Here is a 16,129-nt window from a genome sequence, read left to right on the forward strand (position 1 = left end):
GATCAAGTCTCGCTGTTTAAATCTCGGTTAATTAAATCTGTCCCCTTTCATTCTCCTTTTCAGAAAGTGTTAGGTGGATTGCTTTGGGTTAATGCTTATGAAATTATTTCTAAGTAATCAACGTAATATTGGCCGGAGGTCGAGATTAGTATGGATTTAATACCGCTCAGGTTTCCAGAATCGTATTTGTACTCAAGATAATTGGGGTCGTATTCGTGGCGTAGCGAGTGTATGGTTTTTCCGGAAGAGTCAAGGAACTCTGCAAGTAGGTAATAATTTGGTTGGGTTATGTTTCCTTGGGCTATCCAAAAGCTTATTCTGCTTGCCACGCCATTCTTGAGTGCGATCTCATACTTTAGATTTGGGTTGTCTGGCTGCGAGTTAGTTCCTTTGTAGTTATAAATTGCTAAACCTTTGCAATGATTGTGGTTGAGAGTCATTGTACGAATTTGTATATAGTCGTATGGGTAAAGAGTACGTGCTGTCAGTGTAAATATTCCGGCGTCAAGTCTCTGCCCTGTAACAGTTAACTTTCCCGGGGTGACCGACTCAAAGTCCTCAAGAATAGGTTGCGCTACTGTCAATAGCCGTATATTCGAGTGCTCTGGGCTCACTTGATAAAGCGCTTGGGCATACAAGACCCGCGCACCCAGTTCTACGAAGATCTCTTTGTCCCATTCCCCTGAGATTGCATCGGCAGTCGCCGTGCCTTTTGAGGTTGCGTTCGGTTCCCTACCTTCATAAATTTCCACTTGCTGGCCGAGGCTTGCTTTGCCTTTGAGTGTCAGCGTTGTACTAACGGTACTGGCGCCTTCTGGCACTTCCTTGCCATTGACATCCAATACGTGATCGAGACTCGGTGTGGTAGCCGTTGTCACAGTCAGCGTCCTGACTGCCGACTCGGCACCCGTGCCATACAATGCTTTGGCCTTGAAACTGTGCGCGGCCACGCTCAGGCCTGTAACCGGCAGCTCCCATTTGCCCGTCGCGGGATCGGCAGTCGGTTTGCCTGTTGAAGTTGCATCATCGAATACTTCGATTTGCTGACCCTTGGCGGCAACCCCGGACAGCGTTACGGCGGTTTCTACCGTAAACCCTGCGTTGGGGATTTCGACACCGCTCGGCGAGCCCTTCACGCAGGTCAGCGTCGGCACTACCAGCGCGACCACTACAACATCGCGGGCATTGGAGAGTGTGCCGTCCTCGCGTCGGGCGCCCAGTTTGTAGATATTCCCGGCCACCAGACCCGTTAGTTGAAATGTCCATTCTCCCTTTAAATCTACTTGAATTTCAGTATTCGGCATCAGTGCGCCGTTATTGGCCAGATCGATTTTTGTATTAGGCGTGGCCGTTCCACTCAGCGTGACAGCTGTTTCTACGGTAGGGCTGCCGTGAGGAATGTCATTTCCGCTGGGTGAGCCTTTTACCGAGTCGAGGGTCGGCACTATGTTTTCATAGGCCTTGATCTTGTAGCTACGCAGGGCAAACGTCACGGCCTCACTCTCAACCTGAGTACCACTAAAGCCTGACTTGAACTCCAATATAAGGTCGCTTTCATCTTCGAGGTTTTGCAAGTCCGCCAGAGGAAACACATGGGTGTAAAAACCCTGGTTGATCCATGTCGCATTGGTTTGCGAATTCGGCGGTTGCCAGAAGGTTTTCGAATACACACCCCCGCCTTTCAAAGTCCCTTTCGCTTTGAGCCAGACATATTGTTTCAACGCAATAAGCGGGTAACTGTTCGCGCGAAGGGTGGCGTTCGTGGTCAACCGGCTGACGTCCAGTTCGGGGCCTTCGCCTTCTTCGGATGCCTGCACGATCAGCGGCTTGGGCAGACTGCTTTGAGCAATTGGTAGCACCGCCAACGAACGCTTCCGCGAGTCTTTCGGATCCTGAGTGCCGCGTGTCACGGAATAGTCCAGCGTGATTGACTTCGCGAGGTTGAAGGCGAGCACCGAAACAGCGAGCGGAATTTCCTGCGGGCCAATGCTGGTGACTGGCCATGGTTCGGTGGTGTCCGAGCCGCCAGGCAACGTTCCGGGCGCGCCGATCCAGCGGACGATAATCTCGTCGCCGACCAGCATGCCGTCATAATCGATCACCGCCGTCAGTGCGTTCTGGGCATCGAGCGGATCAAGGCTGGTGTCGTTCGGAGCTTGCTTGATCTTCGGCTCTTTCAGATCCAGCGCCACGCCGACACTGAATTCCAACGTATCCGAATAACTCGTCCCACCCGCCGCGCGCTTGAGTTCGTACGAGGCTTTTACCGTTCCGCCTTCGTTGCCCTTGATCAGGTCAGCCTTGATGGTAAACGGCACAGGCTGGCCAGCGGTGAACTCGCTGAGTTTGAGTGAATCGCTGTCCACTCCGGTTTTTGAACCTTCCCACTGATAAATCAGCACATCTTTATCTACGGTCTTGAGGTAGCCCACAATCAGGTGGGTGCCGTTGGTATCGGGCGGCAGGACGCCGTCGACCACGCCTTCTACCGTGGGCTGTGGCAACTCTTTGCGCGGTTCGCCGATTTGCAGGATGTCGGCGTGTTTCGACTCGCGGATGGCGCGGGTCTTGTTGAATCGATCCATCTGGTTGAACAGCGAATCCTCGATGAACAACTGGTAATACAACTCCAGCTTGCCGCCGATGATCGGTGTCAGGTGCTTCTTGTCGACGAGGATCAGCAGCGGTTCCTTGGCGTCGTAATCACCTTGGGTAATCGGCCGCAGCGGCAGGGTGGGCAGGTAGGTATCCAGATCGGGGCGGGTGCCCAGCCAGAACAGTTTGATTGTCTGGCCAGGGAGAAACGCAGCGTCGAAGGGGATTTCGATGCGCACCTGTTTCAGTTCCGGGTCCAGCGGATCGATGGCACCTTGCTTCGCGTCCAGTGCCTTGGGCGCCTCCAGCCGCTGCACCTCGCCGATAACGCTGATGAACTGGGTTTTGGCAGGTAGATCAGCAGAGCCATCGGCCTTTTGCAGGCGATAGGACAGGGCGATCTGGCTTTTTGCCAATTGGCGCAGGAGGCTATTGGCGATTTTGGTTTCATGGGTGGTCGGTACGCTGACCAACGCTTCACCCGGCACTTCAATATCAACCGGCGGGCCTTCTTGTGGCGTTCCCTTGATTGTCAAAATGGGGATGTCGCCGACCTTGAACGAACTGCCTGACACCCAGACCTGCGCTGTGCCGTCGGCGTCGCCCAGTTTGTCGACGTCCAGCACATTGTTCAGCGCCTCCTTGAGCAATGGCGCGACCAAGCGCGTTTTGTCCACCGCCACCAACACCCGTTGTTCGACACTCCAGTCCGAGGATCGATTGTCGACCAGGTCGTAAACCTCGAAAACCACAGCCAGACCCGAGTCGTCGGAGTCGCCCGCCTTGCGGATGGTGTCTGCGTCGATTTTTACGATGATCGCCTCCGTGCCATCAGCCTGCGCCTGAGTCAACGCAGCGCTGAGTACAAATACACCGCCCCAGCTGACCCGGATTACATCGCCGGCCGCGGCGAATGGATAGGGTGACTTGCCATCGGCGTTGCCAATGGTGATCGGTACGCCATCGTCGACGTTATCCTTGTCGATACCCCCCTTGAGAATCTCTTCAGGGATGGTCATGACCAGATGCGGATGCCCGGGCTCTTCGCTATGATCCTCGCCACCGGGGCGGGTGAGTTTGACCAGCACCAGCATCTCTTCCGATTTCTCGGGCACCTGGCCCAGGCGGGTGACGCTGTAGGACAAGGTGTACGTGCCCTCGGTGATGTGCCGCGCCGCTATGAACATTTGCAGCTCGGTGTTGACATGGTCCTCGTCGACGGTTTCGCGCAATATTTCCAGGGTGTTGTTTTTGTAACCCACCAGCCCGTCGCGCGGATTCATTGGCGCCCAAGGCCCGGCTTGGCACAACAGCCCCTGACGCGGAAAATTGTCCAGCGCCGCGGCGCGGTTGATGCCCCAGACCGTAGGATTCTCGGACACCGGCTGCGCGGTACGGCCGGGGATCTTGAGTTCTTTGAGCAGCAGCGTGGCGTTGTCGGGCTGGTCTTTGGCGGACATGGGCGGGGACTCCGTGGCGGGAAGTGACGGAGTGATTGAACGGCTAAACGGGGGATCGCGCACCTGTCAGATCTGACAGGTGCGGGCTTGAATCCGACGGGTGGTAATGTTGGGAGAGGTCGATTCGAAGCTGAAAAACCTTAGAGATTGGTCGTTACCACGCGCTGCGTGGGAATGCAGCCCGGGACGCCCGCGTCGCTTCCAAAGCCGAACGCGGAGCGTCCGTGGAGGCGTTCCCACGCGGGAGCGTGGGAACGATCATCGGGAGGAGGCGCTACTGCGGCAAATCCAGATTATCCATCACCCGATTCACCGCCAGTTCGCCGAGCATGATCAATTGCGCGATACCCAGCAGCGTCCTGCGTTGCGACGCGGGTATGAGGTGGGCGAAGTCATGGGCGATGGTTCTGGCTGAAGCGAGGGTTTCGCTGGCATCGGCCAGCAGTTCCTCGTTTTTGAAGTCGGCGGTAACGGCGTACATCCGGCGGGTTCTACGGGGCGGTGGGGTGGAGCCGGGTGGGCAGAGATAGTGATCGAGGGCGCGCTCGGCGGCGTCGTTGAGTTTTTTTGAATCGAGGGATTCGTAGGCGGAGGCGAGGTCGGTTTCGGGTGGGTTGGGTGTTGGTTTGATCATGGTGAGACTCCGTGGTTGATTTGGCCGCCACGGCTCATCGCTAAACAAGTAAAGGTGGCGGCTGTACGCAGGTTAGCGATCCGGGTCACAGAAACCCCGGGTAGACCCGAAGGTCTCCCACGCACAGCCACCATGACGCCAAGTGCAGATAGACAAAACTGCAATTGAGACTGGGGATTGAGCGTCTGTAAGGTATCGGATCGCTAAACCCGATCGCTGATTCGTCAGCGACCGACCCACAATAGAACCCGACCCCAAAGCGCACAAGCCGGCGGATTCTGGCTTGGCTGTAGGCAATGGCGCAAGGATTTGTAGCCTCGAAGGCGTGTCTGAAGTTGTCTTTTAAACAATTGAGTTTAAAAGGCGATTTGCGCTGACTTCATTGGCCCCTTCGCGAGCAGGCTCGCTCCCACATTTGGATTGCATTCCAATCTGACATTTGGAATGCGGTCCCCTGTAGGAGTGAGCCTGCTCGCGATGGTTTTTTTTCAGTCGATGAATTCGAACCAGACAAACCGCTATCGCGAGCAGGCTCACTCCTACACTGATCATGTTTTTTCTCTCGATTTCACTCCCCGGCAAAAGTTGGAAAGCTTCTTGCAGTACCCGCCGTGAGCCCGCTCTGGGCGTCAAAAGTTTGCTTTAAAGGAACGGGGAAAACCGGTGGATCGCTCTCAGTTATTCAACACAGCACGCACAAACGTTGCCGATTTAAGTCGAGGCAATCTGGGCGTGCCGTTGCTGTTGCTGGTGATGCTGGCGATGATGATGTTGCCGGTGCCACCGTTCCTGCTCGACGTGTTTTTCACCTTCAACATTGCCCTGTCGATTGTTGTCCTGCTGGTCTGCGTGTATGCGCTGCGGCCGCTGGATTTCGCCGTGTTCCCGACGATTCTGCTGGTCGCGACGTTGCTGCGGCTGGCGTTGAACGTGGCCTCGACGCGGGTGGTGATGCTCCACGGTCAGGACGGCCACGCCGCTGCCGGTAAGGTGATCCAGGCCTTCGGTGAAGTGGTGATCGGCGGTAACTACGTGGTCGGTATCGTGGTCTTCGCGATTCTGATGATCATCAACTTCGTCGTGGTGACCAAGGGTGCCGGGCGGATTTCCGAGGTGAGCGCGCGTTTCACCCTCGATGCGATGCCCGGCAAACAAATGGCGATCGACGCCGACCTCAACGCCGGTCTGATCGACCAGAACCAGGCCAAGGCGCGCCGTCAGGAAGTTGCCCAAGAGGCTGAGTTCTACGGTTCGATGGACGGTGCCAGCAAGTTCGTCCGTGGTGACGCCATCGCCGGCCTGCTGATTCTGTTCATCAACCTCATCGGTGGTATGGCCGTCGGTATCTTCCAGCACAACATGACCTTCGCCGACGCCGGCAAGGTTTACGCCTTGCTGACCATCGGTGACGGTTTGGTGGCGCAATTGCCATCACTGTTGTTATCTACAGCCGCGGCGATCATGGTGACTCGTGCTTCCGGTTCGGAAGACATGGGCAAGCAGATCAATCGCCAGATGTTCGCCTCGCCGAAAGCGCTGGCGGTGGCCGCCGGTCTGATGGCGGTCATGGGCCTGGTGCCCGGCATGCCGCACTTCTCGTTCCTGAGCATGGCCGCGCTGGCCGCTGGCGGCGCGTACCTGTTCTGGAAGAAGCAGAACGTGGCCAAGGTCGTGGCGCTGGAAGAGGTCAAGCGCCAGCAGGAATTGTTGCCGTCGCCGGCCCGCGCCATGGAAACCAAAGAGCTGGGCTGGGACGACGTGACGCCGATCGACATGATCGGTCTGGAAGTCGGTTATCGCTTGATTCCGCTGGTGGACCGCAATCAGGGCGGGCAATTGCTGGCGCGGATCAAGGGCGTGCGCAAGAAGCTCTCGCAGGATCTGGGCTTCCTGATGCCGACTGTGCACATCCGCGACAACCTCGATCTGGCGCCAAGCGCCTATCGCCTGACGCTGATGGGCGTGATTCTCGCCGAAGCCGAGATCTATCCGGATCGCGAACTGGCGATCAACCCGGGTCAGGTCTACGGCACGCTCAACGGTATCAACGCCAAAGATCCGGCTTTCGGCCTCGAGGCGGTGTGGATCGAAATCAGCCAGCGTGCCCAGGCACAATCGCTCGGTTACACGGTGGTCGACGCCAGCACCGTGGTCGCGACGCACTTGAACCAGATTCTGTACAAGCACTCCAGTGAGCTGATTGGCCACGAAGAAGTGCAGCAACTCATGCAATTGCTGGCCAAAAGCTCGCCGAAACTGGCAGAAGAGCTGGTGCCGGGCGTGGTGTCGTTGTCGCAGTTGCTCAAAGTGCTGCAAGCGCTGCTCGCCGAACACGTGCCGGTGCGGGATATCCGCAGCATCGCCGAAGCCATCGCCAACAACGCCGCGAAGAGTCAAGATACCGCCGCGTTGGTCGCCGCTGTGCGGGTCGGCGTATCGCGCGCCATCGTCCAAAGCATTGTAGGCACTGAGTCCGAGCTGCCTGTGATCACCTTGGAACCAAGGTTGGAACAAATATTGCTCAATAGTCTGCAGAAGGCAGGACAAGGCTCGGAAGAGGGCGTTCTGCTGGAGCCAAGCATGGCCGAGAAGCTGCAGCGTTCGCTCATCGAAGCGGCGCAGCGTCAGGAAATGCAAGGTCAGCCGGTGATCCTTTTGGTCGCTGGCCCGATCCGCGCGATGCTCTCGCGCTTTGGCCGCCTCGCAGTCCCTGGGCTGCATGTGCTGGCCTACCAGGAAATACCGGACAACAAGCAAGTGACCATCGTTGCGACAGTAGGGCCCAACGGCTGAGGTAGTGGTTTATGCAAGTTAAGCGTTTCTTTGCCGCCGATATGCGTCAGGCCATGAAGCTGGTTCGTGATGAGCTGGGCGCTGATGCCGCCATCATTGGCAATCGCCGCATTGCCGGCGGTGTCGAGTTGACGGCGGCACTGGATTACAAATTGTCGGCGCTGGCGCCACGGGTTCCGAACATGGAACTTGAAGACGAGCTGCGCAAGACCCAGTCGCGCATCGTCACTGCCCAAGCCGAGTTGAGCCTGCGTGGCGAAGCCGATGGCAACAGCAATCGTCAGATCTTTGCCGGTCTGCCATTGACCGCTGGCCTGCCGCTGACCGCCGCTGAACCGCTGACCGAGCCGACTTACGCCGCTCCGTCGCGTCCGGCCCCGACGCCTGCGCAGCCATCGGCCGGCGTTGATCCGCGTGCCTTGGATTCAATGCGCTTTGAATTGAACAGCCTGCGTGAGCTGATGGAAGTTCAGCTCGGCACTCTGGCCTGGAATCAGCTGCAAGGCAGCCGTCCGGCGCAAGCCAATCTGTATCGCCGTCTGCAGCGTATCGGCCTGTCCGGCCCGCTGTCGCGCGATCTGCTGGCGATGATCACCGATATCGAAGAACCCCGTCAGGCCTGGCGCATGCTGCTCGCGCACTTGGCACGGATGATTGCCGTACCGGAAGTCGAGCCGCTGGAAGAGGGTGGTGTGATTGCCATGGTCGGCCCTGCCGGCATGGGCAAGACCACCACGCTGGCCAAGCTGGCCGCGCGTTACGTGCTCAAGTACGGCGCGCAGAATGTCGCGCTGGTGAGCATGGACAGTTTCCGTATCGGCGCCCAGGAACAACTGAAGACGCTGGGCCGCATTCTCAATGTGCCGGTGACCCACGTCGATCCGGGCCAATCGCTGGTGCAGGCGCTGGATCCATTGCTGCGCAAACGCGTGGTGTTGATCGATACTGCCGGCCTGCAAGCCAGCGATCCGGCTCTGCGCATGCAGCTCGAAAGTCTGGCCGGACGTGGCATCCGTTCAAAAAATTATCTGGTCTTGGCAACCACCAGCCAGAAACAGGTTCTAACCGCCGCTTATCACAGTTACAAGCGTTGCGGGCTCGCCGGGTGCATCCTGACTAAACTGGATGAAACGGCCAGCCTTGGCGAAGTGTTGAGCCTGGCGATCAGTCATGAATTGCCGGTCGCGTACCTGACCGATGGCCCACGGATTCCAGATGATTTGCATCTGCCGCGCCGTCATCAACTGGTCAGCCGCGCCGTCAGCGTGCAAATGCAGGAAGAACCCAGCGAAGAAGCCATGGCTGACATGTTCGCTGATATCTATCACAGCCCGACCAAGCAGGTAGGCTGAGGTATTCATGAACAGTTTTTGTACCTACATCGATGGTCTGCCATGCATTGTTCCGGTTGTGAACGCGCAGCCAGTAATGTGGCCTCCGTCTATGCAAGACAAGGTAAAGAAATAACATGGGCAGCATGCATCCCGTACAGGTGATCGCGGTGACCGGCGGCAAAGGTGGCGTCGGCAAGACTAACGTGTCAGTGAACTTGTCTCTGGCTCTGGCAGAGCTTGGCCGTCGGGTCATGCTGCTGGACGCCGATCTGGGACTGGCGAACGTCGACGTTTTGTTGGGTCTGACCCCTAAACGCACATTGGCCGACGTGATCGAAGGCCGTTGCGAATTGCGCGACGTGCTGTTGCAAGGCCCTGGTGGCATTCGCATCGTGCCGGCCGCGTCCGGCACGCAGAGCATGGTGCACCTGAGCCCGGCGCAGCATGCCGGTCTGATTCAGGCGTTCAGCGACATCGGCGACAATCTCGATGTGCTGGTGATTGACACCGCTGCGGGTATTGGTGACTCGGTAGTCAGTTTCGTGCGCGCAGCCCAGGAAGTGTTGCTGGTGGTCTGCGACGAGCCGACTTCCATTACCGACGCCTACGCGCTGATCAAACTGCTCAACCGCGATTACGGCATGAACCGCTTCCGCGTCCTCGCCAACATGGCGCAGAGCCCGCAGGAAGGGCGCAACCTGTTCGCCAAGTTGACCAAGGTCACGGATCGCTTCCTTGACGTGGCCCTACAATACGTCGGCGCCGTGCCTTACGACGAAAGCGTGCGTAAAGCGGTGCAGAAGCAGCGCGCGGTGTACGAAGCCTTTCCGCGTTCCAAGTGCGCACTGGCGTTCAAGGCGATCGCGCAGAAGGTCGATACCTGGCCGCTGCCCGCCAACCCGCGTGGCCACCTTGAGTTTTTCGTCGAGCGCCTCGTGCAGCAAACGGCAGGGCCCGTGCTATGACCGCAAGCGGTATGAACTACTACAAGAAGTCGGCACGTGACGCGCAGTACGAGTTGATCGAGCGTTACGCGCCACTGGTCAAACGCATTGCCTATCACTTGCTGGCGCGATTGCCGGCGAGTGTGCAGGTCGAAGACCTGATCCAGGCCGGGATGATCGGCCTGCTCGAAGTCTCGACCAAATATGACGCCAGCAAAGGCGCCAGTTTCGAAACGTACGCGGGCATACGAATCCGCGGCGCGATGCTCGACGAAGTGCGCAAAGGGGACTGGGCGCCACGCTCGGTTCACCGCAATACCCGGATGGTCAGCGACGCAATTCGCTCAATTGAAGCTAAAACCGGCCGTGACGCTAAAGATCACGAGGTTGCAGCCGAACTCCAATTGAGTCTCGACGATTATTACGGGATTTTGAATGACACCTTGGGCAGCCGCCTGTTCAGTTTCGACGACCTGTTGCAGGACGGCGAACACGAAGGGCTGCACGAGGATGGCGCGAGTGCTCATCTTGAGCCGTCACGCGATCTGGAAGATGAACGTTTCCAGGCCGCGCTGGCGGACGCGATTGCCAATTTGCCGGAGCGTGAGCGACTGGTGTTGGCGCTGTACTACGACGAAGAGCTGAACCTCAAGGAAATCGGTGAAGTCCTTGGCGTCAGTGAATCGCGGGTCAGCCAGTTACACAGCCAGTGCGCGGCCCGTTTGCGGGGGCGTTTGGGGGAGTGGCGAGCGCGCTGAAGGCGGTGTGGGGACACTGCGAACGAGGCTGGTGCGGTGATGAACAGCACCGGTCTTGCTCTGTTGTGCTCCAGACAGTCTTCGAGTGCTGCGCCGATTGATTGAAGTGGCGCGTCCAGGTGCTGGGCGCGTTTAAGACTGCTTGGAGGTCGAATTGAACAAAGACATGAAAATCCTCATCGTTGATGACTTCTCAACGATGCGGCGGATCATCAAGAACCTGCTGCGTGATCTTGGGTTCACCAACACCGTCGAGGCTGACGATGGCGTGACTGCCATTCCGGTGCTCAACAGCGGCAGCATCGACTTTCTGGTAACGGACTGGAACATGCCGGGCATGACCGGTATCGACCTGCTGCGTCACGTGCGTGCCGATGAAAAACTCAAGCACCTGCCAGTGCTGATGGTGACTGCAGAAGCCAAGCGCGAGCAGATCATCGAGGCCGCTCAGGCCGGTGTGAACGGCTACGTAGTCAAACCTTTCACGGCTCAGGCGTTGAAAGACAAAATCGAGAAGATTTTCGAACGCATCGGCTGATGAACGCGCGGGGGAGCTATGGAGCATAACGAATCTTCACAGGGCGATTTCGAATCGACCCTGAAAAAACACGCGGTCGAACTGGTCGAAAGCCTTGAAAAAGGCAGGTTCGGCGACGCTGTGCAACTGATCCATGAGCTCAATCAGACCCGTGACCGTGGCCTGTATCAGGAAGTCGGCAAGCTCACACGTGAACTGCACAGTGCGATCGTCAATTTCCAGATCGATCCGAACATGCCGCAGGCCGAGGAAGTGTCGCAAATCACCGACGCCACCGAACGCCTGGGCTATGTGGTCAAGCTGACAGAAGCCGCGGCCAACCGCACCATGGATCTGGTGGAAAGCGCCACGCCGGTGGTCAACAGTCTGGCTGATGAAGCCCAGACCTTGAGCGCCGATTGGGGTCGCTTCATGCGTCGCGAGGTCGGGGCTGAAGAGTTCCGCGAACTGGCGCGCCGGGTCGACGGTTTTCTGTCACGCAGCAGCACGGACAACCGTGCGGTGTCGAGCAATCTCAACGACATCCTGCTGGCCCAGGATTACCAGGATCTGACCGGTCAGGTGATCAAGCGTGTGACCCAACTGGTCACCGAAGTCGAAAGCAATTTGCTCAAACTCGTACTCATGGCCAGTCAGGTTGACCGCTTTGCGGGCATCGAACATGACCGCGCCGCGATGCTTGCAGAAAAAGATCCACAAAAACATCTCTCGCAGGGTGAAGGTCCGCAGATTCATGCCGATAAACGAGAAGACGTTGTGTCCGGTCAGGACGATGTGGACGATTTGTTATCCAGCCTTGGATTCTAGAATTTTGGAATTTGGGTTTTTTGGGTTTTTAGACCTGTAGGAGCACCCCATTAATGAGCTTCGGCGCCGATGAAGAGATCCTTCAGGATTTCCTGGTTGAGGCCGGCGAGATTCTTGAGCAACTGTCCGAACAACTGGTCGAGCTGGAAAGCCGTCCGGATGACGCAGATCTGCTCAACGCAATTTTTCGCGGTTTCCACACTGTAAAAGGGGGCGCCGGCTTCCTTCAGCTCAATGAGCTGGTGGAGTGCTGTCACATCGCCGAAAACGTGTTCGACATCCTGCGCAAGGGTGAGCGTCGCGTTGATGCAGAACTGATGGACGTTGTCCTCGAAGCACTGGACGCGGTGAACAGTATGTTCACTGAGGTTCGTGAGCGTGCACCGATCACCGCTGCCACCCCGGAACTGCTGGCCGCCCTGGCGCGTCTGGCCGAACCGCAATCGGCAGACGCAGCCCCGGCTTCGCCAGTGGCCGAGATGATCGAAGAACTGGTCGTCGAAGGCGACGCGTCGGGCGACATCACCGATAACGAATTCGAACAACTGCTGGATTCGCTGAACGCCGTCAAGGCCGAAGCCGAAGCCCCGGCAGTTGCTCCTGCGCAAACGGCCAATGAAGCCGCAAGCGATGAAATCACCGATGCCGAGTTCGAGTCGTTGCTCGATCAGTTGCACGGCAAAGGTCAGTTCGCGGCGGATGCCGTGGCACCGGCTGCGGCGGCTCCGGCAGCGCCAGCGGCGGGCGACAGCTCGGACATCACCGACGACGAATTCGAAGCCTTGCTCGATCAACTGCATGGCAAGGGCAACTTTGCCGTGGACGCGCTGGAGTCGGCGATTGCTTCGGCACCTGCGCCTGCTGCTCCAACCGCCGCGGCGGCCGGCAGCGATCTGATCAGTGATCACGAGTTCGAATCGCTGCTCGACGAATTGCACGGTAAAGGCAAGTTCTCCGAAGTCGGCACCGCTGCTGCTGGCAGTGCTTCGACCGTCGCCACGCCTGCTGCCAAGGCACCGGCCGCTGCTGCAGCGCCCAAGCCTGCCGCCAAGCCTGAGCCGAAAGCAGAAGCGCCAAAACCGGCCGCCGCCGCTGCTGCACCGGCTCCGGCCCGTGCGCCGGCGACACCGCCACCGGAAAAACCGGCGAGCGAAGCCGAGACCACCGTGCGTGTCGACACGGCACGTCTCGACGAAATCATGAACATGGTCGGCGAGCTGGTGCTGGTGCGTAACCGTCTGGTGCGTCTGGGCCTCAACAGCGGCGACGAAGCCATGTCCAAGGCCGTGTCGAACCTCGACGTGGTCACGGCTGACTTGCAGACCGCGGTGATGAAGACCCGGATGCAGCCGATCAAAAAGGTCTTCGGGCGCTTCCCGCGTCTGGTTCGCGACCTCGCGCGTCAGTTGAAGAAAGAGATCAACCTGGAACTGGTGGGTGAAGAAACCGACCTCGACAAAAACCTTGTCGAGGCCCTGGCCGACCCGCTGGTCCACTTGGTGCGCAACGCGGTCGACCACGGCATCGAGTCGCCGGAAGAACGCGAGGCATCGGGCAAGGCCCGTGGCGGTCGTGTGGTACTGGCGGCCGAGCAGGAAGGCGACCATATCCTGCTGTCGATTTCCGATGACGGCAAAGGCATGGACCCGAACGTCCTGCGCGCCATCGCGGTAAAACGCGGTGTGATGGACAAGGACGCGGCCGATCGCCTCAGCGATACCGAGTGCTACAACCTGATTTTCGCTCCGGGTTTCTCGACCAAGACCGAGATCTCCGACGTGTCCGGCCGCGGTGTCGGCATGGACGTGGTGAAGACCAAGATTTCCCAGCTCAACGGTTCGATCAACATCTACTCGACCAAGGGCCAGGGCTCGAAAATCGTCATCAAGGTGCCGCTGACCCTCGCGATCATGCCAACCCTGATGGTCATGCTCGGCAATCAGGCGTTTGCGTTCCCGTTGGTCAACGTCAACGAAATCTTCCACCTCGACCTGTCGACCACCAACGTCGTCGACGGTCAGGAAGTGGTGATCGTGCGGGACAAGGCGCTGCCATTGTTCTACCTCAAGCGCTGGCTGGTCAGCTCCGCCGCTCACGAAGAGCAGCGTGAAGGCCACGTGGTGATCCTTTCGGTGGGCACTCAGCGGATCGGCTTCGTCGTCGATCAGCTGGTCGGTCAGGAAGAAGTGGTCATCAAGCCATTGGGCAAAATGCTGCAGGGCACTCCGGGCATGTCCGGCGCCACCATCACCGGTGACGGCCGCATCGCGCTGATTCTCGATGTTCCAAGCATGCTCAAGCGTTACGCCGCACGGCGTATTTGAATCCGGGGCGGCGGGGCGATGACGTCCCGCTGCACCTAATGGAGTGTTTATGGCAGTCAAAGTCCTGGTGGTGGACGATTCGGGTTTTTTCCGCCGCCGCGTCTCGGAAATTCTTTCAGCGGATCCGAGCATTCAGGTGGTCGGCACCGCTACCAACGGTAAAGAGGCGATTGATCAGGCGCTGGCGCTAAAGCCGGACGTGATCACCATGGACTACGAGATGCCGATGATGGACGGCATCACGGCAGTGCGGCACATCATGCAGCGCTGCCCGACCCCGGTGTTGATGTTCTCCTCGCTGACGCATGAAGGCGCCCGGGTCACCCTGGATGCGCTGGACGCCGGCGCGGTGGATTTTCTGCCGAAGAATTTCGAAGACATCTCGCGCAATCCCGAGAAGGTCAAGCAACTGCTGTGCGAGAAGGTGCATAGCATCTCGCGCAGTAACCGTCGTTTCAGTGCTTACAGTGCCCCGGCTCCAGCCGCAGCACCGGCACCGACGCCTGCTCCGGCGCCGTCGAGTTTCGGCAGCCACAGCAGCAGTCACAGCTCCAGCGCCCCGGCACGTCCGGCTCCAGCGCCGGCGCCAACTCGCGCCCCGGCGGCCAGCGCTTCGTCGCCAGCACCGAAACGCAAAGCCTACAAACTGGTTGCCATCGGTACCTCGACGGGCGGTCCGGTCGCTCTGCAACGGGTGCTGACGCAATTGCCGGCGAATTTCCCGGCGCCGATCGTGCTGATCCAGCACATGCCGGCGGCGTTCACCAAAGCTTTTGCCGAGCGTCTCGACAAGCTCTGCCGCATCAGCGTCAAGGAAGCCGAGGATGGCGACATCCTGCGTCCGGGCCTGGCGTTGCTCGCCCCGGGTGGCAAGCAAATGATGATCGATGGCCGTGGCGCGGTGAAAATTCTGCCGGGCGACGAACGTCTGAACTACAAGCCGTGCGTGGACATCACCTTCGGTTCCGCAGCGAAGTCCTACGGTGACAAAGTTCTGGCGGTGGTGTTGACCGGCATGGGCGCCGACGGGCGTGAAGGCGCGCGCCTGCTCAAGCAGGGCGGCAGCGCGGTCTGGGCGCAGGACGAAGCCAGTTGCGTGATCTACGGCATGCCGATGGCCATCGTCAAAGCCGACCTCGCCGACGCGGTGTACAGCCTCGACGACATCGGCAAACACATTGTCGAGGCGTGTATCTGATGGATGTTCTAAGCCTTATCGGGATCATCATGGCGTTCGTCGCCATCATCGGCGGTAACTACCTGGAAGGGGGTCACCTCGGTGCGCTGGCCAACGGCCCGGCGGCATTGATCGTACTGGGCGGCACCATCGGTGCCGCACTGCTGCAATCGCCGATGAGCGCGTTCAAGCGCGCCATGCAGATCCTCGCCTGGATTCTGTTTCCGCCACGGGTCGATCTGGCCGGTGGCATTGATCGCGTCGTCAACTGGAGCCTCACCGCGCGCAAGGAAGGCTTGTTGGGCCTGGAAGGCGTGGCCGATGCCGAACCCGACAATTACTCGCGCAAAGGCCTGCAACTGCTGGTCGACGGCGCCGAGCCGGAAGCGATCCGCAGCATCCTTGAGGTGGACTTCTACACCCAGGAAGCGCGCGACATCGAAGCGGCAAAAGTCTTTGAAAGCATGGGCGGCTACGCGCCAACCATCGGCATCATCGGTGCGGTGATGGGCCTGATCCATGTGATGGGCAACCTCGCCGATCCGACGCAACTGGGCAGCGGTATCGCCGTGGCGTTCGTCGCGACCATCTACGGTGTGGCCAGTGCCAACCTGGTGTTGCTGCCGATCGCCGCAAAACTGAAGTCAATTGCGTTGCGGCAGTCGCGTTATCGCGAAATGTTGTTGGAAGGGATCCTGTCGATCGCCGAAGGTGAAAACCCTCGCTCCATTGAGTTGAAGCTGCAAGGCTTCATGGATTAAGGGA

Annotated in this window: 11 protein-coding genes; 9 read left to right on the forward strand and 2 right to left on the reverse strand. The window is 58.8% G+C overall.

What is annotated here, in order from left to right; translation table 11 throughout:
* Positions 1-95: 95 nt before the first annotated feature.
* Entirely contained in the window at positions 96-4,055 is a 3,960-nt protein-coding gene (locus ACZZ0G_RS20315; protein WP_463557309.1) for a hypothetical protein, read from the reverse strand.
* 274 nt (positions 4,056-4,329) lie between these two features.
* On the reverse strand, positions 4,330-4,689 hold the full coding sequence (locus ACZZ0G_RS20320; protein ID WP_463557310.1) for a DUF6124 family protein: 360 nt from the start codon (positions 4,687-4,689) through the stop codon (positions 4,330-4,332).
* Between the two features lie 663 nt (positions 4,690-5,352).
* On the opposite strand from ACZZ0G_RS20320, the gene flhA reads away from it, so the two are divergent.
* The 9 genes from flhA to ACZZ0G_RS20365 all read left to right on the forward strand — a co-directional run bounded on the left by flhA (position 5,353) and on the right by ACZZ0G_RS20365 (position 16,125).
* Positions 5,353-7,482 (forward strand): flagellar biosynthesis protein FlhA, encoded by a 2,130-nt coding sequence (flhA, locus tag ACZZ0G_RS20325; protein ID WP_463397190.1) that lies wholly within the window; start codon positions 5,353-5,355, stop codon positions 7,480-7,482.
* Between the two features lie 11 nt (positions 7,483-7,493).
* Positions 7,494-8,834 carry a flagellar biosynthesis protein FlhF gene (flhF, locus tag ACZZ0G_RS20330; protein WP_463557311.1) on the forward strand — a complete coding sequence of 447 codons (1,341 nt, stop codon included), beginning with the start codon at positions 7,494-7,496 and terminating at the stop codon, positions 8,832-8,834.
* Between the two features lie 116 nt (positions 8,835-8,950).
* Positions 8,951-9,781 (forward strand): flagellar synthesis regulator FleN, encoded by an 831-nt coding sequence (gene fleN, locus ACZZ0G_RS20335; RefSeq protein WP_003222917.1) that lies wholly within the window; start codon positions 8,951-8,953, stop codon positions 9,779-9,781.
* Complete coding sequence (gene fliA, locus ACZZ0G_RS20340; protein WP_007920004.1) at positions 9,778-10,518, forward strand: RNA polymerase sigma factor FliA; 741 nt, start codon at positions 9,778-9,780, stop codon at positions 10,516-10,518. The genes fleN and fliA overlap by 4 nt, the downstream gene beginning before the upstream one ends.
* 166 nt (positions 10,519-10,684) lie before the next feature.
* Entirely contained in the window at positions 10,685-11,056 is a 372-nt protein-coding gene (locus ACZZ0G_RS20345) for a chemotaxis response regulator CheY (RefSeq protein ID WP_161986607.1), read from the forward strand.
* Positions 11,057-11,074: 18 nt separating this feature from the next.
* On the forward strand, positions 11,075-11,863 hold the full coding sequence (locus ACZZ0G_RS20350) for a protein phosphatase CheZ (RefSeq protein ID WP_007920000.1): 789 nt from the start codon (positions 11,075-11,077) through the stop codon (positions 11,861-11,863).
* A 53-nt stretch (positions 11,864-11,916) separates the two neighbouring features.
* Positions 11,917-14,187 carry a chemotaxis protein CheA gene (locus ACZZ0G_RS20355; protein ID WP_463557312.1) on the forward strand — a complete coding sequence of 757 codons (2,271 nt, stop codon included), beginning with the start codon at positions 11,917-11,919 and terminating at the stop codon, positions 14,185-14,187.
* Positions 14,188-14,236: 49 nt separating this feature from the next.
* The gene (locus ACZZ0G_RS20360) at positions 14,237-15,385 is read left to right on the forward strand and encodes a protein-glutamate methylesterase/protein-glutamine glutaminase (protein ID WP_463557313.1); all 1,149 of its coding nucleotides are present in this window, start codon (positions 14,237-14,239) and stop codon (positions 15,383-15,385) included.
* On the forward strand, positions 15,385-16,125 hold the full coding sequence (locus ACZZ0G_RS20365) for a flagellar motor protein (RefSeq protein WP_016987476.1): 741 nt from the start codon (positions 15,385-15,387) through the stop codon (positions 16,123-16,125). Before ACZZ0G_RS20360 ends, ACZZ0G_RS20365 begins: the two co-directional genes overlap by 1 nt.
* Positions 16,126-16,129: the final 4 nt, after the last annotated feature.

This window comes from Pseudomonas sp. AC169, from assembly GCF_979258515.1.